This is a genomic window from Streptomyces sp. 5K101, from assembly GCF_046506645.1.
Taxonomy (GTDB): domain Bacteria; phylum Actinomycetota; class Actinomycetes; order Streptomycetales; family Streptomycetaceae; genus Streptomyces.
In genome coordinates this window covers 93527-114929 of the sequence record NZ_JBKFFO010000001.1, presented here as the reverse complement: position 1 = coordinate 114929, position 21403 = coordinate 93527, and the positions used below count along the sequence as shown (strand labels likewise).

Genomic DNA, 21403 nt, shown 5'->3' with positions numbered 1-21403 from the left:
ACTCGCTCTAGGTTTCGCTCCCAGGTCAACCGATGCGCGGGGCGGCGCGGCGCTCTCGAAAACGCCGACGGGCTGGGGCTGCCGCAGTGCGGCAGCCCCAGCCCGTCGATGGCGCGAAGCGCGGCTAAGCCGAGGCCGGGGGGTACAGCGCGCGCGGGAGTTGGGACGCCGCCGCCGCGTCCAGCAGCCACAGCGTGCGGGCCCGGCCGTACGCGCCCGCCGCCGGCGCCTGGATCTCGCCCGCGCCCGACAGCGCGATCTGGACCGCCTTCGCCTTGTCCTCGCCCGCCGCGAGCAGCCACACCTCGCGCGCCGCGCGGATCGCGGGCAGCGTGAGCGAGACACGCGTCGGGGGCGGCTTCGGCGCCCCGTGGACGCCGACGACCGTGCGCTCCGTCTCGCGGACCGCAGGCAGTTCCGGGAAGAGCGACGCCACATGCGTGTCGGGGCCCACCCCCAGCATCAGCACGTCGAAGGTCGGCACGGGGCCATGGTCTTCCGGCCCGGCAGCCGCGGCCAGTTCGGCCGCGTAGGCCGCGGCCGCCGCGTCCACGTCCGAGCCGTGGGGCCCGTCCGACGCCGGCATGGCGTGCACCCGCGCCGGGTCCACCGGCACCTGGTCCAGCAGGGCCGCACGGGCCTGCGAGACATTGCGCTCGGGGTCGCCGTCCGGCAGGAAGCGCTCGTCGCCCCACCACAGGTCGAGCCGCGACCAGTCGATCGCGTCACGCGCCGGGGCCGAACTCAGCGCGGCCAGCAGGCCGTTGCCGTTGCGGCCGCCGGTCAGGACCACCGACGCCGAACCGCGGGCGGCCTGGGCGTCCACGATCTTGGTGATCAGCCGGGCCGCCGCGGCCTGCGCCATCAGTTCCTTGTCGTGGTGCACGACCAGCTGCGGCGCGCTCACTTCGCCGCCGCCTTCCTCGCCGGAGCGGCCTTCTTCGCGGGCGCCGCCTTCTTCTCGGCCGGGGCGGCCTGTTCCGCCGGGCCGGCCTGCTCGGCCGCCGGCGCCACCTCCGCCACCGGGTCGCTCAGCCGGTGCACCCCGTACCGCAGTGCCGACGCGTACGTGTCGTCCGGGTCGAGCCGCCGCAGTTCCTCCGCGATCAGCTCGGCCGTCTCACGCCGCTTGAGCGCCACCGCGCGGTCGGGCTGGCCCTGGATGGACAGGGTCGCGAGCGACCCGTCCGGCCGGTCCAGCACGATCGGCCCGCACGTGGAGTCCAGGCGGACCGAGGTGAGGCCGGGGCCCGCCGACAGCGACCGCTTCACCGGGACGTCCAGCCGGTCCGCGAGCCACATGGCCAGCAGCTCGCAGCTCGGGTTGAACTCCTCGCCCTCCACCTCGACCGACGTCACCTTGCAGGTGACCTGGTCCAGAGCGGCCGCGAGCATCGAGCGCCACGGCGTGATCCGGGTCCAGGCCAGGTCGGTGTCCCCGGGGCTGTACGCCTCGGCGCGGGCGGTGAGTTCGTGCACCGGGTGCTCGGCCGCGTACGTGTCGGTCACGCGGCGCTGGCCCAGCGCGCCCAGCGGGTCGGACGCCGGGTCGGTCGGCGCGTTCACCGGCCACCAGACGACGACGGGCGCGTCGGGCAGCAGTAGCGGGAGCACCACGGACTGGGCGTGGTCGGTGACCTCTCCGTACAGCCGGAGGATCACCGTCTCGCCCGTGCCCGCGTCGGCGCCGACGCGGACCTCGGCGTCGAGGCGGGCCTTGGCGCGGTCGCGCGGGGAGCGCGAGACGCGCTTGATGACGACGAGCGTGCGCGACGGGTGCTCGCGCGACGCCTCGTTGGCGGCCTTGAGCGCGTCGTAGGCGTTCTCCTCGTCGGTGACGATGACAAGGGTGAGCACCATGCCGACCGCGGGGGTGCCGATCGCGCGACGACCCTGCACCAGCGCCTTGTTGATCTTGCTGGCCGTGGTGTCCGTGAGGTCGATCTTCATGGCCGGCGCCAGCTCCGTCCGTCTCGTGCGAGCATCTCGTCCGCCTCGGCGGGCCCCCAGGTGCCCGCGGGATACTGCGCGGGCTTGCCGTTCGTGTCCCAGAACCGCTCGATCGGGTCGAGGATCTCCCAGGACAGCTCGACCTCCTCCACCCGCGGGAAGAGGTTGGAGTCGCCGAGCAGGACGTCGAGGATCAGCCGCTCGTACGCCTCCGGGCTGGACTCGGTGAACGACTCGCCGTAGGCGAAGTCCATCGAGACGTCCCGCACCTCCATGGAGGTACCGGGCACCTTGGAACCGAAGCGCAGGGTCACGCCCTCGTCCGGCTGCACGCGGATGACCAGGGCGTTCTGGCCCAGCTCCTCCGTGGCCGTGGAGTCGAACGGGGAGTGCGGGGCGCGCTGGAAGACGACCGCGATCTCGGTGACGCGGCGGCCCAGCCGCTTGCCGGTGCGCAGGTAGAAGGGGACGCCCGCCCAGCGGCGATTGTCGATCTCCAGCTTGATCGCGGCGTACGTGTCGGTCTTGGACGCGGGGTCGATGCCCTCTTCCTGGAGGTAGCCGACGGCCTTCTCGCCGCCCTGCCAGCCGGCCGCGTACTGCGCGCGGACCGTGCTGGCGGCCAGGTCCTTGGGCAGCTTGACCGCGCCCAGCACCTTGGTCTTCTCGGCCGCGAGCGCGTCCGCGTCGAAGGAGGCGGGCTCCTCCATGGCGGTCAGCGCGAGCAGCTGGAGCAGGTGGTTCTGGATGACGTCACGGGCGGCGCCGATGCCGTCGTAGTACCCGGCACGGCCGCCGATGCCGATGTCCTCGGCCATCGTGATCTGCACGTGGTCCACGTACGAGCGGTTCCATATCGGCTCGAACAGCGTGTTCGCGAACCGGAGCGCCAGGATGTTCTGGACGGTCTCCTTGCCCAGGTAGTGGTCGATCCGGAAGACCTCGTTGGGCGGGAAGACCTCGTGGACGACCTGGTTGAGCTCCCTGGCGGAGGCCAGGTCGTGACCGAACGGCTTCTCGATGACCGCGCGGCGCCAGGAGTCCTCCCTCTGGTCCGCGAGACCGTGCCTCTTCAGCTGCTGCACGACCTTGGGGAAGAACTTCGGCGGCACGGACAGGTAGAACGCGAAGTTCCCACCCGTGCCCTGCACCTTGTCCAGGTCCTCGATGGTCGACTTCAGCTGCTCGAAGGCGTCGTCGTCGTCGAAGGTGCCCTGCACGAAGCGCATGCCCTGGCTCAGCTGCTGCCAGACCTCCTCGCGGAACGGCGTGCGCGCGTGCTGCTTGACCGCGTCGTGGACCTCCTGGGCGAAGTCCTCGTCCTGCCACTCGCGACGGGCGAAGCCGATGAGCGAGAAGCCCGGCGGCAGCAGTCCCCGGTTGGCGAGGTCGTAGACGGCGGGCATCAGCTTCTTGCGGGACAGGTCCCCGGTGACGCCGAAGATGACCAGGCCCGACGGCCCCGCGATACGCGGGAGCCGTCGGTCTGCAGCATCACGGAGCGGGTTGGCTCCGCCAATACCGGACAAGGTAGGTCAGCCCTCCGCGGGTGCGAGGCGCTTGAGCTCGGCCTCGGTCGACTTCAGCAGGTCGTTCCAGGACGCCTCGAACTTGTCGACGCCCTCGTCCTCGAGGAGCTGGACGACGTCGTCATAGGAGATGCCGAGCTTCTCCACCGCGTCGAGGTCGGCACGGGCCTGCTCGTACGTGCCGCGCACCGTGTCACCGGTGATCTCGCCGTGGTCGGCGGTCGCGTCGAGCGTGGCCTCCGGCATGGTGTTGACCGTGCCGGGGGCGACCAGCTCGTCGACGTACAGCGTGTCCTTGTAGGCCTTGTCCTTGACGCCGGTCGAGGCCCACAGCGGACGCTGCTTGTTGGCCTGCGCCTTGTCGAGCGCGGCCCAGCGGTCGCTGCCGAACACCTCCTCGAACGCCTGGTAGGCGAGGCGGGCGTTGGCCAGGGCCGCCTTGCCGCGGACCTCCTTGGCCTCCGGGGTGCCCAGGGCGTCCAGGCGCTTGTCGATCTCGGTGTCCACGCGGGACACGAAGAACGACGCCACCGAGTGGATCTTCGACAGGTCCAGGCCGCGCTCCTTGGCCTTCTCCAGACCGGCCAGGTAGGCGTCCATGACCTCGCGGTAACGCTCCAGCGAGAAGATCAGTGTCACGTTCACGCTGATGCCGAGGCCGATGACCTCGGTGATCGCCGGCAGACCCGCCTTGGTGGCCGGGATCTTGATGAGCGTGTTCGGGCGGTCCACCAGCCACGCCAGCTGCTTGGCCTCGGCCACCGTCGCCTTGGTGTGGTGCGCGAGGCGCGGGTCGACCTCGATGGAGACCCGGCCGTCCTGGCCGCCGGTCGCGTCGAAGACCGGACGCAGTATGTCCGCCGCGTCGCGCACGTCCGCCGTGGTGATCATGCGGATGGCTTCCTCGACCGTCACCTTGCGGGCGGCGAGGTCCGCCAGCTGCTGGTCGTAGCCGTGCCCCTCCGAGATCGCCTTCTGGAAGATCGACGGGTTGGTGGTGACACCGACGACGTGCTGCTGGTCGATCAGCTCGGCGAGGTTGCCGGAGGTGATCCGGGTGCGGGACAGGTCGTCCAGCCAGATCGCCACGCCTTCGTCGGAGAGGCGCTTGAGTGCGTCTGTCATGAGAATTGCATCTCCTACTTGTCGTATACCGGCGTCAGCGCGCGGCGGCGGCAATCGATTCCCGCGCGGCGGCGGCGACCGCGTCGGCGGTGAAACCGAACTCGCGGAAGAGGACCTTGCCGTCGGCCGAGGCACCGAAGTGCTCCAGCGAGACGATGCGGCCGGCGTCCCCGACGTAGCGGTGCCAGGTCAGGCCGATACCGGCCTCGACCGCGACGCGCGCCTTCACGGACGGCGGAAGCACCGAGTCCCGGTACCCCGGCTCCTGCTCCTCGAACCACTCCACCGACGGCATCGACACGACACGGGTCGGCACACCGGCGGCCTGGAGCTGCTCACGGGCCTCGACGGCCAGCTGCACCTCGGAACCCGTACCGATCAGCACGACCTGCGGCTCGCCGCCGTCGGCCTCGAACAGCACGTAACCGCCCTTGGCCGCGTCCTCGTTGCGCTCGTACGTCGGCACGCCCTGGCGGGTCAGCGCGAGACCGTGCGGGGCGCCCACGCCGAACTCCTTCGTCCAGCGCCGGAGGATCTCGCGCCACGCGATCGCGGTCTCGTTGGCGTCGGCCGGGCGCACGATGTTCAGACCCGGGATGGCGCGCAGCGAGGCCAGGTGCTCGACCGGCTGGTGGGTGGGGCCGTCCTCGCCGAGGCCGATGGAGTCGTGCGTCCACACGTACGTCACCGGCAGGTGCATCAGCGCGGACAGGCGGACGGCGTTGCGCATGTAGTCGGAGAACACCAGGAAGGTGCCGCCGTAGATGCGGGTGTTGCCGTGCAGGGCGATGCCGTTCATGACCGCGGCCATGGCGTGCTCGCGGATGCCGAAGTGCACGGTGCGGCCGTAGGGGTCGGCCTCCGGCAGGGGGTTGTCCGCGGGCAGGAACGACGACGTCTTGTCGATCGTCGTGTTGTTCGAACCGGCCAGGTCGGCCGAGCCGCCCCACAGCTCGGGGATCACGGCGCCCAGCGCCTGGAGGATCTTGCCCGAGGCGGCGCGGGTGGCGACACCCTTACCCGTCTCGAACTCGGGCAGCTTCTCCTCCCAGCCCTCGGGCAGCTCGCCGGCCCGGATGCGGTCGAACTCCGCGGCGCGCTGCGGGTCGGCCGTGCGCCACGCGGCGAACGCCTTCTCCCACTCGGCCCTGGCCTCGCGGCCGCGGTCGAGCGCCTTGCGGGTGTGCGCGATGACCTCGTCCGAGACCTCGAAGTGCTGCTCGGGGTCGAAGCCCATGACGCGCTTGGTGGCCGCGATCTCCTCCTCGCCCAGCGCCGAGCCGTGCGCGGCCTCGGTGTTCTGCGCGTTCGGGGCGGGCCAGGCGATGATCGAGCGCATCGCGATGAACGACGGCCGGTCGGTGACGGCCTTGGCGGCCTCGATCGCGGCGAACAGCGCGGCCGGGTCCAGGTCGCCGTTCTCCTTCGGCTCCACGCGCTGCACGTGCCAGCCATAGGCCTCGTACCGCTTCATGGTGTCTTCGGAGATCGCGGTCTCGGTGTCGCCCTCGATCGAGATGTGGTTGTCGTCCCACAGCATGATCAGGTTGCCGAGCCTCTGGTGGCCCGCGAGCGAGGACGCCTCGGCGGAGATGCCCTCCTGGAGGCAGCCGTCACCGGCGATCGCGTACACGAAGTGGTCGAACGGCGAGGTGCTCGGGGCGGCCTCGGGGTCGAACAGGCCGCGCTCGTAGCGGGCGGCCATCGCCATGCCCACGGCGTTGGCGACGCCCTGGCCGAGCGGGCCGGTCGTCGTCTCGACACCGGTGGTGTGCCCGTACTCCGGGTGGCCCGGGGTCTTGCTGCCCCAGGTGCGGAACGCCTTGAGGTCGTCCAGCTCCAGGCCGAAGCCGGCCAGGTACAGCTGGATGTAGAGGGTCAGGGACGAGTGGCCCGCGGACAGCACGAACCGGTCGCGCCCGGTCCAGTCGGCATCCGCCGGGTCGTGCCGCATCACCTTCTGGAAGAGGGTGTACGCGGCCGGCGCCAGGCTCATGGCCGTACCCGGATGGCCGTTGCCGACCTTCTGTACGGAATCCATGGCCAGGACGCGGACGGTGTCGACTGCCCGCTGGTCCACTGCGGTCCACTCGAGGTCTGTGGTGGTCGGCTTGGTGCTCACCCTGGGTCAGGGCTCCTCTCCACATGTCGAATCCCGGTGACGAGGGGTGCACCGGGCGATGTCGAGCCTACCTTCGCAGCACTGCGCCCTTTTGCGACCGCGCGTCTCACGAGATGGGTCGGACATTGTCAGAGTGCGGGTACGGGGTGCCGTTCGCCTGTCGGGCATGTATACGCGAGGCGTCGGGGACGGGCTCAACACGACGCCACCCCGGCGAAGATCGGCACAGGCGCTACGTCTAGAGTGGCGTGGTACGCGCAAGTCGTCACGGGTCCTCACGCCCCCATCGCCCTTCGGACATGGGAGGCCCTCCCGGAGGCTTGCTGGGATTTTCTCTGTCAGGGGTGTGCGTGACGGCCGTCGAGTCCCGACCCGCAGGGGTCGTCTTGACTCCGAGCCCGGGGGGCCATCGGCCGTTCGGTGCCCGCGTCAAGGCATTCGTGGCGCTGACCAAGCCGCGGATCATCGAGCTGCTGCTGATCACCACTGTGCCGGTGATGTTCCTGGCCGAGCAGGGTGTGCCGGACCTGTGGCTGGTACTCGCGACCTGCCTCGGCGGCTACCTCTCCGCCGGCGGAGCCAACGCGCTCAACATGTACATCGACCGCGACATCGACGCCCTGATGGACCGCACGTCCCAGCGCCCGCTGGTCACCGGCATGGTGTCGCCGCGCGAGGGGCTGGTCTTCGGCCTCGCCCTCGCCGTGATCTCCACGCTCTGGTTCGGGCTGCTCGTCAACTGGCTGTCCGCCGCCCTGTCGCTCGGCGCGCTGCTGTTCTACGTCGTCGTCTACACGATGATCCTCAAGCGCCGCACCGCGCAGAACATCGTCTGGGGCGGCATCGCCGGCTGCATGCCCGTGCTGATCGGCTGGTCCTCCGTGACCGACTCGATGTCGTGGGCCGCCGTCATCCTCTTCCTCGTCATCTTCTTCTGGACGCCGCCGCACTACTGGCCGCTGTCGATGAAGGTGAAGGAGGACTACGCCCGCGTCGGCGTCCCGATGCTCCCGGTCGTCGCGGGGAACAAGGTCGTGGCCCGGCAGATCGTCGTCTACAGCTGGGTGATGGTCGCCGTCTCGCTGCTGCTGACCCCGCTCGGCTACACCGGCTGGTTCTACACGGCCGTGGCGCTCGCGACGGGCGGCTGGTGGCTGTGGGAGGCCCACGCGCTGCAGAACCGCGCGAAGAACGGGGCGACGGGCGGCAAGCTCAAGGAGATGCGGCTGTTCCACTGGTCGATCACCTATGTCTCGCTGCTCTTCGTGGCCGTGGCGGTGGACCCCTTCCTGCGCTAGGCGATGGCCGCGTGGCGTGGGGCAGACCACGTCGTTCTGCCGTCGCCAAGCGATCTACCCGCCGGTAGCATCCTGACCATGGCAGACACCCAGATTGACGAGAGCGCGCAGGACGCCAAGCAGGCCGCGAAGGCCGAGCGCAAGGCGGCGAAGCTCGCCAAGCAGATCCGGTCGTTCTCCGCGGCGCACGGCGGCGCCGAGGGCCAGCTCGCGTACATCGGGCAGATGGGCACCCGCATCGTGCTCGTCGGCGAGGACGGCGGCTGGGGCGACCTCATCGCGCCGAGCCACGCCGTCGCCGTGCACGCGGCCGAGAAGTCCGGGATCACGCTCCACGAGTCCTTCGACGGCGACTTCGCGGCGAAGGTCCGCACCGGCCCGTACGAGTGGACCCGCATGGCGGGCATCCAGGTCGGCGGCCCGTCCGACCGCTGAGCAACACCTCACCCGGGGCTCACCCGTTAGGACTGTGGAAGCACGGTCCTAGACAGGGAGCTCCCGATGATCGACGCCGCGTCCTCGGTGCGTCTGGTCGACCAGTACTGCCACGGGGTGCTCCGTACGGAACTGGGCCTCGGCACCTTCGAGGCACTACTCGGACCAGGGGCCGGGGCGTCGGCCGCGGGCACCACGTTCTTCGACACCCAGACCGGCTTCGCCGTACGGCGCTGGTGCCCGCCACTGCTCGGCCTCGACCCCCACTGCCCGCCCGCCCACTACCTGGCCCGCCGACGCGAGCTGGGCGTGATCGAGGCGGGCAGACGGCTGCTGCGGGGCACCGGCATCGACACCTACCTGGTCGACACCGGTCCTCCCGGGGATCTCGCCGGGCCGGGGGAGGTCGCCGCGGCGGGGGCGGCCGACGCCCGCGAGATCGTCCGCCTCGAACTGCTCGCCGAGCAGGTCGCCGACACCTCGGGCACGGTCGAGTCCTTCCTCGCCAACCTGGCGGAGGCGGTGCACGGGGCGGCCGGCTCCGCCGTCGCCTTCACCACCGTTGCCGCCGCCTCGGGCGGCGCCGCCCGCGATCCGCAGCCGCCGGAGCCGGGGGAGGTGCGCGGCGCCGCGGGCCGCTGGATCGCCGCCCGTCAGGCGGGCGACCCGCTGACCGACCCGGTGCTGCTGCGCCATCTGCTGTGGGTCGCGGTCGCGTCGGGCCTGCCCGTGCAGATACACCTGGGCGTCGGGGACCCGGTGCGGCTCGCTGGGTTCGCGGCGGCGACGGCCGGTCTGGGCACCGATCTGGTGCTGCTGCACGGCTACCCGCACCATCGCAGCGCGGCCCGGCTGGCGAGCGAGTACCCGCACGTGTACGCCGATCTGGGTCCTGCCCTGACCCGCACGGGAGCGCGGGCGGCCGAGGTGCTGGCCGAGATCCTGGAACTGGCCCCGTTCGGGAAGCTGCTGTTCTCGAGCGGGGCACGGGGCCTGCCGGAACTGCACGTGGTCGGTGCCCGTATCTTCCGCGACGCGATGAGCCGGGTGCTCGGGGGCTGGGTGGGCGACGGCGCGTGGGCCCGGTCGGACGCGGAACGCGTCGCGGGAATGCTCGCGGCGGGCAACGCGCGGCGGGTCTACGGGCTGGTGTGACCCCTGCCGGGCGCCGGTCGTCAGCCGTCGTCCCGCACGCTGCCGCGGGGATGTTCCCCACGGGAGACTCCGTGCGCCGGTCCCCCGGCAGCGTGCGGCCGTCAGGCCGCGGAGAGAGCCGCTTCGCCCGGCTGCGCCGGAAGCGGTGCCGTGCTCTGCGGCCGCTCCCGCAGGCTGAGCGCCAGCCGCAGCACCGCGATCCACATCAGCGACGAGCCGAGCATGTGCGCGCCGACCAGGAGCTCCGGGACGCCGGTGAAGTACTGGACGTAGCCGATCCCGCCCTGCGCGAGCACCACCAGCAGCAGGTCACGTGCCCGGGCCCGGGTGTCGTCCGGGGCGTCCACCACCCGCAGCACCAGCCACATCGCCACGGCGAGCGCGCACACCACCCACGCCGAGATCGCGTGGACGTGTGCGGCGGCCGCCCAGTCCCACGGCATGCGCGGCACGTCGCTGCTGTCGCCCGCGTGCTTGCCGGAGCCGGTCACCGACGTGCCGAGCACGATCAGCACCGCCGAGACCACGACGATCGCCCACGACAGCTTGCGCACCGGACGCGGCACCCGGGGACGCGGCTCCGCGTCGCCCTCGCCGGTGCGCACCCAGGTGACGGTCGCGACCGTCAGCAGCGCGTTGGCGAGCAGGAAGTGCCCGGCGACCGACCACGGGTTGAGGCCGGCCCAGACCGTGAGGCCGCCGACGACGGCGTTGCCCATGACGATCCAGAACTGCAGCCATGCCAGCCTGGTGAGCCCCCGTCGGCGCGGCTTGACGGAGCGCACCGCGATGATCGCCCAGCCGACCGCGGCCGACAGCACGTACGTCAGCATCCGGTTGCCGAACTCGATCGCGCCGTGGAGACCTTGCTCGGGCGTGGCGAAGAGACTGTCGTCCGTGCACTTGGGCCAGGTGTCGCAGCCGAGACCGGAGCCGGTCAGCCGGACGGCGCCGCCCGTGACGACGATGAGCACGGTCATCAGGACGGCGGACAGCGCCGCACGTCGCAGGGTTTTCGGCGACGGTGTCCAGCGGTGGGCGATATAGGCGAGGGGGGTCTGCACGGCCCCTATCGTAGGCGGGGCTTGTGCACCGATTCACGAGGGGTCGGGCGTGGGCGGGAACGTCGTCCGGAAGCGAGCCCCGTCCAGGTGGTCCTCCTCCTCCCACCACAGGGCGAACCGCCACGGCACCCCCTGGGGCGGCCGGTCCGGCGACTGCAGGAACGCGTCGGTCAGATCCGCGGCGACCGCGTCCGCGGTGCGGTCGGTCATCGCGTCCGTCCCGCGCCACGGATACGCCATCGCCGTCCACGCCCCGTCGTCCGCGCGCACGTCGAACCGCCACACCGCCCGCCACGAGCGCGCCCGCAGGATCCGCCGCACCTCGGACCGGTCCAGCGCCAGCCCCTCCGCGATCGCGTCCTTGGCCACGCCGTCGATCCGGGCGGCCAGGACCGCGAGCGGCACCAGCCGCTCGGGCAGCAGCTCGCGCTTGTGCAGCTGTGTGAGCCCGCCGTCGAAGGGGCAGCGCCGCAGCCTGCGCTCCAGCTGGTCCCCGAGATGGCCCAGCACGGCCGCGTGCGCACGCTCGGCCGGCTCGGGCGTCCACACCGCGTGGAAGGCCCGCTCCGCGCGTACGGCCCACTCGGCCGCGTCCACCGGCCGCCCGAGCTCCTCCAGCCGGTCGCCGAGGAAGGCGTACGCCTGGGCGAGACCCTCCTGGTTGCGCGGCTCGTCCCGGTCGAGGCCCTCCCACACGGCGATGGCCCGATGGGTGGCCTCGACGGCGGCGAGGCCCGCGAGCCGGTCCTCCGCCGACGGCTGCTCGCCGTGCGGACGGAAGGCGTAGCGGGGCAGTCCCAGCTCGTCGCTGAGCGGCTCGGCGAGGTAGACGGCCTGGCTGATGAGGGCCCTGGCGTACCAGCGGGCGTGCTCGTCGTCGTGCCGCGCGGGCTCGGCGCAGTGCCGAACGGCCTTCTCGACGGCGGCCAGCGCCTCCGTGCGGCTGCCGGTGTCGAAGTGGTGCCGCGCCAGGTCGCCGTACCGAAGGCTCAGTCTGGCGGTCAGGGACAGATCGTCCGCCGCGTGCGGGGCGAGGGCGGCGATGAGATCCGTCAGCATGCGCTCGCGTGCGCGGGGCGAGGCGCCGGGCCGGCCGGCCCTGACCTTCGCCCACTCGGCATCCAGCCGCAGTGCGGCAGTCCGCTCCATCCAGACCTCCAGTCGTGCGGGTCCCGACGGGAGCATCCTGGCGCGCGCCTCACTCCCAGCGGAAGAGCCGGGCGGCCGCCCCCAGTCCGAGCAGCGCCCACACCGAAAGGATTCCTAGATCGCCCCAGGGCATGCCCGCGCCGTGCTGCAGAACGTCGCGGAGTCCGTCCGACAGCGCCGAGATCGGCAGCAGCCCGAGGGCCGAGGCGACGGCGCCGGGGAACCGGTCGAGCGGAACGATCACGCCGCCGCCCACCAGGAGCAGCAGGAAGACCAGGTTCGCGGCGGCCAGCGTCGCCTCCGCCTTGAGCGTCCCGGCCATCAGCAGGCCGAGCCCCGAGAAGGCGGCGGTGCCGAGGACGAGCAGCAGGAGCACGGAGAACGGGTTGCCCTGCGGGGACCAGCCGAGCGCGAAGGCGATCACGGTCAGCAGCACGATCTGGAGGACCTCGGTGACCAGGACCGACAGCGTCTTGGCGCACATCAGGGCCCAGCGCGGCAGCGGCGAGGCCCCCAGCCGCTTGAGCACCCCGTAGCGCCGCTCGAAGCCGGTCGCGATCGCCTGGCCGGTGAAGGCCGTCGACATCACGGCGAGCGCGAGGACACCGGGGGCGAGGAAGTCGACGGCCCTTCCCCTGCCCGTGTCGACGATGTCGACCGTGGAGAACAGGACGAGGAGCAGCGACGGGATGACCACGGTGAGCAGCAGCTGCTCGCCGTTGCGCAGCAGCATCTTCGTCTCGAAGGCGGCCTGCGCCGCGATCATGCGGGTCAGCGGCGCCGCGCCCGGCATCGGCGTGTACGTACCGGCGCTCATCCGCGCAGCTCCTTGCCCGTCAGCGTCAGGCTGTGTCTTCCCGGGGGACGACCCCCGGACCCCCGGCCGATGCCCGTGCCGTGCCGCCTCATCCGCGCAGCTCCTTGCCCGTCAGCGTCAGGAAGACGTCCTCCAGCGTGTGGCGCTCGACCGAGATGCCGTCCGGCATCACGCCGTGCTGGGCGCACCAGGTCGTGACCGTCGCCAGCAACTGCGGGTCGACCTGGCCGCTGATCCGGTACGCGCCCGGCGTGAGCTCGGCGGCGGCCGTGCCGTCCGGGAGCGCCTTGAGGAGCGAGCCGAGGTCGAGCCCGGGGCGGCCGGTGAAGCGCAGGGTGTTCTCGGCGCCGCCGCGGCACAGCTCCTCCGCGGTGCCGCGGGCTATCACCCGGCCCGCGTCGACGATCGCGACGTCGTTCGCAAGCTCCTCGGCCTCGTCCATGAAGTGCGTGGTCAGCACGGTGGTGACGCCGTCGGCGCGCAGTTCGCGCACCAGCTCCCAGGTGGCCCGGCGGGCCTGCGGGTCGAGCCCGGCGGTCGGTTCGTCGAGGAACACGAGTTCCGGTCGGCCCACGACGGCCAGTGCGAGCGCGAGCCGCTGCTGCTGGCCGCCGGACAGGCGGCGGTACGTCGTGCGTCCGCAGCTGCCGAGTCCGAGCCGTTCGATCAGGGCGTCCACGTCCAGGGGGTGGGCGTGCAGCTTCGCCATGTGGCGCAGCATCTCGTCGGCACGGGCGCCCGAGTACACGCCGCCGGACTGCAGCATCACGCCGATCCGGGGACGCAGCCGGGCCGCGTCGGCGACGGGGTCGAGACCGAGGACGCGGACCGTGCCGGCGTCGGCGCGGCGGTAACCCTCGCAGGTCTCCACCGTGGTGGTCTTGCCGGCTCCGTTGGGGCCGAGCACGGCGGTCACGGAGCCGATGGCGACGTCGAGGTCCAGGCCGTCCACCGCGGTCTTCGATCCGTACCGCTTGACCAGGCCCCGGATCTGGACGGCGGACTCGTTGCTCATGCGGGAAGTCTAAGGACCCGCCGGAACCGCTCGGGCCGCGGCCCCGGAACCCGCCGTGCGCACCGGCCGGCGGCCCAGGTCACGGGCACCGGGTGGAGGCGGCCGCGGACGGGGAAGGATCACCGTATGCCCGTGCTCATCGGCACCTCCGGGTGGCAGTACAGGGACTGGCGCGGCGTCCTCTATCCCGAGGGCGTGCCCCAGCGGCTCTGGCTGGAGGAGTACGCGCGCCGCTTCGTGACCGTCGAGAACAACAACGCCTTCTACCGGCTGCCCGAGCGCAGGACCTTCGCCGAGTGGCGCGAGCGCACGCCCGACGGCTTCGTCATGGCAGTGAAGGTGAGCCGGTTCCTCACCCACATCAAGCGGCTGAAGGACCCGGAGGAGCCCGTCGAGCGGCTCATGGGCCGCGCGGAGGTGCTGGGGGAGCGGCTGGGACCGGTCCTGCTCCAGCTGCCGCCCACTCTCCGCGCCGACGCCGGGGCGCTGGACGCGGTACTCGCCTGCTTCCCGCGCGGGGTGCGGGTGGCCGTCGAACCGCGCCACGACTCGTGGTGGACGGACGAGATCGCCGGCGTGCTCACGGCCCGGGGCGCCGCCCTGTGCTGGGCGGACCGCGGCTCGCGGCCGGTGACCCCGCTGTGGCGGACGGCCGACTGGGGCTACGTGCGCTTCCACGAGGGCATGGCCGGCCCGTGGCCGCGGTACGGGCGGCAGGCGCTCGCGTCCTGGGCGGACCGCGTGGCGGACGCCTGGCCCGACCGGGCGGACGTGTACGCGTTCTTCAACAACGACCCCGGCGGCGCGGCCGTCCGGGACGCGGCCGCCTTCACCCGGGCGGTGATCGCGCGCGGCCGCACGGCGGTCCCTCCGGCGGGCGGGGCGCCCGGGCGCGGGCACCCCGGCGGACCTGCGAAGCAGGCGTCCGAATGATCATTTCCGCAGGTCAGATTAGGTATGCCTAAGTGATGCACGGCACCGTGCGGTGATCCGGACGCGGCTTGTCAGGCTCTGAGGAATTACGCAACAATGGCGTTGTGAAAAACGTTGGCGAGGCTCCCCACGAGGAACTCGCGACCGGTGAGCGCTCCACGCGCAACCGCGTCGCGCGCTCCATCCTGGACCACGGCCCGTCCACCGTGGCCGACCTCGCGGGCCGTCTCGGACTCACCCAGGCAGCCGTCCGCCGTCACCTCGACTCGCTCGTCTCCGACAACGTCGTGGAGGCACGCGAGCAGCGCGTCTACGGTGCGCGCACGCGCGGTCGCCCCGCCAGGGTGTTCGCCCTGACCGACTGCGGCCGGGACGCCTTCGACCAGTCGTACGACACGCTGGCCGTCGACGCCCTGCGCTGGATCGAGCGGTCCGCCGGAGGAGGGGCGGCAGGAGACGCGGCCGTCGCCGCCTTCGCCCGGGACCGGATCGAGGCGCAGGGCAGCGCCTATCGCGCCGCCGTCGAGGCCGCGGCCCCCGAGGAGCGCACCGAGGCGCTGGCCAAGGCTCTCAGCGCCGACGGGTACGCTGCTACGGCCCGTACCGCGCCGGTCGGCGAGCAGCTCTGCCAGCACCACTGCCCGGTCGCCCACGCGGCCGAGAAGTACCCGCAGCTGTGCGAGGCGGAGACCGAGTTCTTCTCGAAGCTCCTCGGGACGCACGTCCAGCGACTCGCCACCATCGCCCACGGCGACGGCGTCTGCACCACGTTCATCCCGCGCGGCTCTCCTCAGAGCGGCGCCGCACAGACCACCACATCACCAGCATCTGCAAGCACGGCCGGGAGGAACCCCGCATGACTCTCCCCACGGAGACTGCCCACCCCGAACTCGAGGGTCTGGGTAAGTACGAATTCGGCTGGGCCGACTCCGACGCGGCCGGCGCCGCTGCCAAGCGCGGTCTCAGCGAGGACGTCGTCCGCGACATCTCCGCGAAGAAGAACGAGCCGGAGTGGATGCTGAAGCTGCGGCTGAAGGGTCTGCGGCTGTTCGACAAGAAGCCGATGCCGAGCTGGGGCTCCGACCTGTCGGGCATCGACTTCGACAACATCAAGTACTTCGTCCGCTCCACCGAGCAGCAGGCGGCCTCGTGGGAGGACCTGCCCGAGGACATCAAGAACACCTACGACAAGCTCGGCATCCCCGAGGCGGAGAAGCAGCGCCTGGTGGCCGGCGTCGCCGCCCAGTACGAGTCCGAGGTCGTCTACCACCAGATCCGTGAGGACCTGGAGGCGCAGGGCGTCATCTTCCTCGACACCGACACCGCGCTGAAGGAGCACCCGGAGCTCTTCCAGGAGTACTTCGGCACGGTCATCCCGGTCGGTGACAACAAGTTCGCGTCGCTGAACACGGCGGTGTGGTCCGGTGGGTCGTTCATCTACGTCCCCAAGGGCGTCCACGTGGACATCCCGCTGCAGGCCTACTTCCGTATCAACACGGAGAACATGGGCCAGTTCGAGCGGACGCTGATCATCGTCGACGAGGACGCCTACGTCCACTACGTCGAGGGCTGCACCGCTCCGATCTACTCCTCGGACTCGCTGCACAGCGCCGTGGTCGAGATCATCGTCAAGAAGGGCGGCCGCTGCCGCTACACGACCATCCAGAACTGGTCGAACAACGTCTACAACCTGGTCACCAAGCGCGCCGTGGCCTACGAGGGCGCGACCATGGAGTGGGTCGACGGCAACATCGGCTCCAAGGTGACGATGAAGTACCCGGCCGTCTACCTGATGGGCGAGCACGCCAAGGGCGAGACCCTCTCCATCGCCTTCGCGGGTGAGGGCCAGCACCAGGACGCCGGCGCCAAGATGGTCCACATGGCCCCGAACACCTCGTCCAACATCGTCTCCAAGTCGGTGGCGCGAGGCGGTGGCCGCACCTCGTACCGCGGTCTGATCGAGATCGGCGAGGGCGCCCCGGGTGCGAAGTCCAACGTGCTCTGTGACGCTCTGCTGGTCGACACCATCTCCCGGTCGGACACCTACCCGTACGTCGACGTCCGCGAGGACGACGTCTCCATGGGTCACGAGGCGACCGTCTCCAAGGTCTCCGAGGACCAGCTCTTCTACCTGATGAGCCGCGGTCTGTCCGAGGACGAGGCGATGGCCATGATCGTGCGCGGCTTCGTCGAGCCGATCGCCAAGGAACTCCCCATGGAGTACGCGCTGGAGCTCAACCGGCTGATCGAGCTGCAGATGGAAGGCGCGGTGGGCTGAGGCCCCCCCCGCCGACCCGATCACGTCCCTGGGGCTCACGCGATGAGCCCCGTGAGCGGACCCCGGGCCAGACCGGCCGCGGCCGGAGCCACCGGCTCCGGCCAAGGCGGGCCCCGTGGGCGAGCGCACGCACTGAACGCAGAAAGCGAGCAGACCGACAGCCATGGCTGAGGCTCAGAACATCCCGGTGGGCTCCACCACCGCCGGCTCGATCGCGGTGGCCGCCGAATCGACCGTCGCCACCCGTATGAGTGCGCCCCCGTCGTTCGACGTGGCGGACTTCCCGGTTCCGCACGGCCGCGAGGAGGAGTGGCGCTTCACTCCCCTGGAGCGCCTCGCCGGACTGCACGACGGCACCGCCGTCGCCACCGGCACCGGCGTCAAGGTCGCGATCGACGCCCCCGACGGGGTCGTCGTCGAGACCGTCGGCCGCGACGACGCGCGGCTCGGCAAGGCGGGCACCCCGGTGGACCGCGTCGCCGCCCAGGCGTACTCCTCCTTCGAGCAGGCCTCGGTCGTCACCGTGCCCGCGGAGACCGTGCTCGCCGAGCCGATCCGCATCGCGGTGCACGGCGAGGGCGGTGTCGCCTTCGGCCACCAGGTCGTCGAGCTCGGCACGTTCGCCGAGGCCGTCGTGGTCATCGACCACACCGGCGACGCGGTGCTCGCCGCCAACGTGGACTACGTCCTCGGCGACGGCGCCAAGCTCACCGTCGTCTCCGTCCAGGACTGGGACGACAAGGCCGTCCACGTCGCCCAGCACAACGCGCTGGTCGGCCGCGACGCCACGTTCAAGTCGGTCGTCGTGACCTTCGGCGGCGACGTCGTCCGCATCCACCCGCGCGTCGACTACGCGGGCACCGGCGGCGAGGCCGAGCTGTTCGGCCTGTACTTCACCGACGCGGGCCAGCACCAGGAGCACCGTCTCTTCGTCGACCACAACACGCCGCACTGCAAGTCCAACGTGGCCTACAAGGGCGCGCTGCAGGGCCAGGACGCGCACGCCGTGTGGATCGGCGACGTCCTCATCCAGGCCAAGGCGGAGGGCACCGACACCTACGAGCTGAACCGGAACCTGGTCCTCACCGACGGCGCGCGGGTCGACTCGGTGCCGAACCTCGAGATCGAGACCGGTGAGATCGCCGGCGCCGGCCACGCGTCCGCCACCGGCCGTTTCGACGACGAGCAGCTCTTCTACCTGATGGCCCGCGGCATCCCGGAGGCCGAGGCCCGCCGCCTGGTCGTCCGCGGCTTCTTCGCGGAGCTCGTCCAGCAGATCGGCCTGCCGGACGTCGAGGAGCGCCTCATCGCCAAGATCGAGGCCGAGCTGGAGGCTTCCGTCTGATGGCCTTCGTCCGAGCCTGTGGGCTGAGCGAGCTGGAGGAGGACACCCCGAAGCGGGTGGAACTCGACGGCACGCCGGTCTCCATCGTCCGCACCGAGGGCGAGGTGTTCGCGATCTACGACATCTGCTCGCACGCGAACGTCTCGCTGTCGGAGGGCGAGGTGGAGGACTGCCAGATCGAGTGCTGGCTGCACGGATCGGCCTTCGACCTCCGCACCGGCAAGCCGTCCGGCCTCCCGGCGACGCGCCCTGTGCCCGTATACCCCGTAAAGATCGAAGGGGACGATGTTCTCGTCTCCGTCACACAGGAGAACTGAAGTCCCCATGGCAACGCTTGAAATCCGCGACCTGCGCGTCTCCGTCGAGGCCGACAACGCCACCAAGGAGATCCTCAAGGGCGTCGACCTGACCGTGAAGCAGGGCGAGACCCACGCCATCATGGGCCCGAACGGCTCCGGCAAGTCGACCCTCGCGTACTCCCTCGCGGGCCACCCCAAGTACACGATCACCGGCGGCACCGTGACCCTGGACGGCGAGGACGTCCTCGCGATGTCCGTCGACGAGCGCGCGCGCGCCGGTGTCTTCCTCGCCATGCAGTACCCGGTCGAGGTCCCCGGCGTCTCGGTCTCCAACTTCCTGCGCACCTCCGCCACCGCGATCCGCGGCGAGGCCCCCAAGCTGCGCACCTGGGTGAAGGAGGTCAAGGAGTCCATGGAGCGGCTGAACATGGACCCGTCCTTCGCCGAGCGCAACGTCAACGAGGGCTTCTCCGGCGGTGAGAAGAAGCGCCACGAGATCCTCCAGCTGGAGCTCCTCAAGCCGAAGATCGCGGTCCTCGACGAGACCGACTCCGGCCTCGACGTCGACGCGCTGCGCATCGTCTCCGAGGGCGTCAACCGCGTCCGCGAGACCGGCGCGGTCGGCACCCTGCTGATCACGCACTACACGCGCATCCTGCGCTACATCCAGCCCGACTTCGTCCACGTCTTCTCCGGGGGCCGCATCGTCGAGTCCGGCGGTGCCGAGCTGGCCGACAAGCTGGAGGCCGAGGGGTACGAGTCCTACACGAAGGGTGGCGTATCCGCGTGACACAGCTGCCGGGCCTCCTCGACACCGAGGCGATCCGCAAGGACTTCCCGATCCTCGACCGGGTGCTCCACGACGGCAAGAAGCTCGTCTACCTGGACAACGCGGCGACCTCCCAGACGCCGCGCCAGGTGCTCGACGTGCTCAGCGAGTACTACGAGCAGCACAACGCCAACGTGCACCGCGGCGTGCACGTGCTGGCCGAGGAGGCCACGGCGCTGTACGAGGGCGCGCGCGACAAGGTCGCCGCGTTCATCAACGCGCCGAGCCGCGACGAGGTGATCTTCACCAAGAACGCCTCGGAGTCGCTCAACCTCGTGGCCAACATGCTGGGCTGGGCCGAGGAGCCCTACCGGGTCGACCGCGACACCGAGATCGTCATCACCGAGATGGAGCACCACTCCAACATCGTTCCGTGGCAGCTGCTCGCGCAGCGCACCGGCGCGAAGCTGAAGTGGTTCGGTCTCACCGACGACGGCCGTCTCGACCTGTCGAACATCGACGAGGTCATCACCGAGAAGACGAAGATCGTCTCCTTCGTGCTGGTCTCCAACATCCTGGGCACGTTCAACCCGGTCGAGGCGATCGTCCGCCGCGCCCAGGAGGTCGGCGCGCTGGTCCTGATCGACGCCTCGCAGGCCGCCCCGCACATGGTGCTGGACGTGCAGGCGCTGCAGGCCGACTTCGTGGCCTTCACCGGCCACAAGATGTGCGGTCCGACCGGCATCGGCGTGCTGTGGGGCCGGCAGGAGCTGCTGGAGGACCTGCCGCCGTTCCTCGGCGGCGGCGAGATGATCGAGACCGTCTCGATGCACTCGTCCACGTACGCTCCCGCGCCGCACAAGTTCGAGGCGGGTACGCCCCCGATCGCCCAGGCCGTCGGCCTCGGCGCGGCCGTGGACTACCTCACCTCGATCGGCATGGACAAGATCGCCCAGCACGAGCACGTGCTCACCGAGTACGCGGTGAAGCGGCTCCTGGAGGTGCCCGACCTCCGGATCATCGGCCCCACCACGGCCGAGGACCGCGGCGCCGCGATCTCGTTCACGCTCGGCGACATCCACCCCCACGACGTGGGCCAGGTCCTCGACGAGCAGGGCATCGCGGTCCGGGTCGGCCACCACTGCGCGCGGCCGGTCTGCCTGCGGTACGGAATTCCTGCGACCACGCGGGCGTCGTTCTATCTGTACTCCACGCCGGCCGAGGTCGATGCCCTGGTCGACGGACTGGAGCACGTACGGAACTTCTTCGGGTAGGGGTTGGTCGTGAAGCTGGATTCGATGTACCAGGACGTCATCCTGGACCACTACAAGCACCCGCACGGCCGGGGCTTGCGGGACGGTGACGCCGAGGTGCACCACGTCAACCCGACCTGCGGCGACGAGATCACCCTGCGCGTGAAGTACGACGGCACGCTCGTCGCGGACGTCTCGTACGAGGGCCAGGGCTGCTCCATCAGCCAGGCCTCCGCCTCCGTGCTGAACGAGCTGCTCGTCGGCAAGGAGCTCGCCGAGGCACAGAAGATCCAGGCCACCTTCCTGGAGCTGATGCAGTCCAAGGGGCAGATCGAGCCGGACGACGCGATGGAGGAGGTGCTGGAGGACGCGGTCGCGTTCGCCGGTGTCTCCAAGTACCCGGCCCGCGTGAAGTGCGCACTGCTGAGCTGGATGGCGTGGAAGGACGCGACCGCCCAGGCGCTGGGCGACGGCACCGAGGCCGAGAGGAAGACGGCATGACCGAGAACGCTGGGGCGGCGCTGAAGCCTGCCTCCGAAGAAGAGATCCGCGAGGCGCTGTACGACGTCGTCGACCCCGAGCTGGGCATCGACGTCGTCAATCTGGGCCTGATCTACGGCATCCACATCGACGACTCCAATGTCGCGACCCTCGACATGACGCTGACATCGGCGGCCTGTCCGCTGACGGACGTCATCGAGGACCAGGCGAAGTCCGCGACGGACGGCATCGTCAGCGAGCTGAAGATCAACTGGGTCTGGATGCCGCCGTGGGGTCCGGACAAGATCACGGACGACGGCCGCGAGCAGCTGCGCGCGCTCGGCTTCAACGTCTGATCCGGGCGATCTCCCGGTAACGGCCATGCCC

Annotated in this window: 21 protein-coding genes; 12 read left to right on the top strand and 9 right to left on the bottom strand. The window is 70.9% G+C overall.

Going from position 1 to position 21403, the window contains the following annotated elements; translation table 11 throughout:
- Positions 1 to 124: 124 nt before the first annotated feature.
- From pgl to tkt, 5 genes are read right to left on the bottom strand one after another with little or no spacing between them, the layout of a single operon-like run.
- On the bottom strand, positions 125 to 907 hold the full coding sequence (pgl, locus tag ACLB9X_RS00560; protein WP_410358163.1) for a 6-phosphogluconolactonase: 783 nt from the start codon (positions 905 to 907) through the stop codon (positions 125 to 127).
- Positions 904 to 1950 carry a glucose-6-phosphate dehydrogenase assembly protein OpcA gene (gene opcA / locus ACLB9X_RS00555; RefSeq protein WP_410358162.1) on the bottom strand — a complete coding sequence of 349 codons (1047 nt, stop codon included), beginning with the start codon at positions 1948 to 1950 and terminating at the stop codon, positions 904 to 906. The genes pgl and opcA overlap by 4 nt, the downstream gene beginning before the upstream one ends.
- Positions 1947 to 3479 (bottom strand): glucose-6-phosphate dehydrogenase, encoded by a 1533-nt coding sequence (zwf, locus tag ACLB9X_RS00550; RefSeq protein WP_410358161.1) that lies wholly within the window; start codon positions 3477 to 3479, stop codon positions 1947 to 1949. Before zwf ends, opcA begins: the two co-directional genes overlap by 4 nt.
- Positions 3480 to 3485: 6 nt before the next feature.
- Entirely contained in the window at positions 3486 to 4604 is a 1119-nt protein-coding gene (gene tal / locus ACLB9X_RS00545; protein ID WP_410358160.1) for a transaldolase, read from the bottom strand.
- A gap of 34 nt (positions 4605 to 4638) precedes the next feature.
- A complete protein-coding gene (gene tkt, locus ACLB9X_RS00540) occupies positions 4639 to 6726 on the bottom strand; it encodes a transketolase (RefSeq protein ID WP_410358159.1) in 2088 nt (695 codons plus the stop codon).
- Positions 6727 to 7076: 350 nt separating this feature from the next.
- On the opposite strand from tkt, the gene ACLB9X_RS00535 reads away from it, so the two are divergent.
- From ACLB9X_RS00535 to ACLB9X_RS00525, 3 genes are all read left to right on the top strand, one after another.
- Positions 7077 to 8024: a heme o synthase gene (locus ACLB9X_RS00535; RefSeq protein WP_410358158.1), complete on the top strand. Its 948-nt coding sequence runs from the start codon at positions 7077 to 7079 to the stop codon at positions 8022 to 8024.
- Between the two features lie 78 nt (positions 8025 to 8102).
- Entirely contained in the window at positions 8103 to 8459 is a 357-nt protein-coding gene (locus ACLB9X_RS00530; protein WP_410358157.1) for a hypothetical protein, read from the top strand.
- A 66-nt stretch (positions 8460 to 8525) separates the two neighbouring features.
- Entirely contained in the window at positions 8526 to 9614 is a 1089-nt protein-coding gene (locus ACLB9X_RS00525) for an amidohydrolase family protein (RefSeq protein ID WP_410358156.1), read from the top strand.
- Positions 9615 to 9715: 101 nt separating this feature from the next.
- On the opposite strand, the gene ACLB9X_RS00520 is transcribed toward ACLB9X_RS00525, so the two are convergent.
- The 4 genes from ACLB9X_RS00520 to ACLB9X_RS00505 form a co-directional block, all read right to left on the bottom strand.
- Positions 9716 to 10678, bottom strand: a complete 963-nt coding sequence (locus tag ACLB9X_RS00520) for a COX15/CtaA family protein (RefSeq protein ID WP_410358155.1) — start codon at positions 10676 to 10678, stop codon at positions 9716 to 9718.
- 33 nt (positions 10679 to 10711) lie between these two features.
- Complete coding sequence (locus ACLB9X_RS00515; RefSeq protein ID WP_410358154.1) at positions 10712 to 11827, bottom strand: hypothetical protein; 1116 nt, start codon at positions 11825 to 11827, stop codon at positions 10712 to 10714.
- A gap of 49 nt (positions 11828 to 11876) precedes the next feature.
- On the bottom strand, positions 11877 to 12644 hold the full coding sequence (locus ACLB9X_RS00510) for an ABC transporter permease (RefSeq protein WP_410358153.1): 768 nt from the start codon (positions 12642 to 12644) through the stop codon (positions 11877 to 11879).
- Positions 12645 to 12732: 88 nt separating this feature from the next.
- Positions 12733 to 13659 (bottom strand): ABC transporter ATP-binding protein, encoded by a 927-nt coding sequence (locus ACLB9X_RS00505; protein WP_410358152.1) that lies wholly within the window; start codon positions 13657 to 13659, stop codon positions 12733 to 12735.
- 126 nt (positions 13660 to 13785) lie between these two features.
- Here ACLB9X_RS00505 and ACLB9X_RS00500 point away from each other — a divergent pair, with 126 nt between their 5' ends.
- The 9 genes from ACLB9X_RS00500 (at position 13786) to ACLB9X_RS00460 (ending at position 21372) form a co-directional block, all read left to right on the top strand.
- A complete protein-coding gene (locus ACLB9X_RS00500; protein ID WP_410358151.1) occupies positions 13786 to 14592 on the top strand; it encodes a DUF72 domain-containing protein in 807 nt (268 codons plus the stop codon).
- Positions 14593 to 14696: 104 nt separating this feature from the next.
- Positions 14697 to 15452, top strand: a complete 756-nt coding sequence (locus tag ACLB9X_RS00495; protein WP_410358150.1) for a helix-turn-helix transcriptional regulator — start codon at positions 14697 to 14699, stop codon at positions 15450 to 15452.
- Positions 15449 to 16870, top strand: coding sequence for a Fe-S cluster assembly protein SufB (gene sufB / locus ACLB9X_RS00490; protein WP_410358149.1), 1422 nt, complete (start codon positions 15449 to 15451; stop codon positions 16868 to 16870). Before ACLB9X_RS00495 ends, sufB begins: the two co-directional genes overlap by 4 nt.
- A 163-nt stretch (positions 16871 to 17033) precedes the next feature.
- On the top strand, positions 17034 to 18215 hold the full coding sequence (sufD, locus tag ACLB9X_RS00485; RefSeq protein ID WP_410358148.1) for a Fe-S cluster assembly protein SufD: 1182 nt from the start codon (positions 17034 to 17036) through the stop codon (positions 18213 to 18215).
- Entirely contained in the window at positions 18215 to 18532 is a 318-nt protein-coding gene (locus ACLB9X_RS00480; protein ID WP_410358147.1) for a non-heme iron oxygenase ferredoxin subunit, read from the top strand. The genes sufD and ACLB9X_RS00480 overlap by 1 nt, the downstream gene beginning before the upstream one ends.
- A 7-nt stretch (positions 18533 to 18539) precedes the next feature.
- Positions 18540 to 19304: a Fe-S cluster assembly ATPase SufC gene (gene sufC / locus ACLB9X_RS00475; RefSeq protein WP_410358146.1), complete on the top strand. Its 765-nt coding sequence runs from the start codon at positions 18540 to 18542 to the stop codon at positions 19302 to 19304.
- On the top strand, positions 19301 to 20557 hold the full coding sequence (locus tag ACLB9X_RS00470) for a cysteine desulfurase (RefSeq protein WP_410358145.1): 1257 nt from the start codon (positions 19301 to 19303) through the stop codon (positions 20555 to 20557). The genes sufC and ACLB9X_RS00470 overlap by 4 nt, the downstream gene beginning before the upstream one ends.
- Before the next feature lie 9 nt (positions 20558 to 20566).
- Positions 20567 to 21037 carry a Fe-S cluster assembly sulfur transfer protein SufU gene (gene sufU / locus ACLB9X_RS00465; protein WP_410358144.1) on the top strand — a complete coding sequence of 157 codons (471 nt, stop codon included), beginning with the start codon at positions 20567 to 20569 and terminating at the stop codon, positions 21035 to 21037.
- On the top strand, positions 21034 to 21372 hold the full coding sequence (locus ACLB9X_RS00460) for a metal-sulfur cluster assembly factor (protein ID WP_410358143.1): 339 nt from the start codon (positions 21034 to 21036) through the stop codon (positions 21370 to 21372). Before sufU ends, ACLB9X_RS00460 begins: the two co-directional genes overlap by 4 nt.
- Positions 21373 to 21403: the final 31 nt, after the last annotated feature.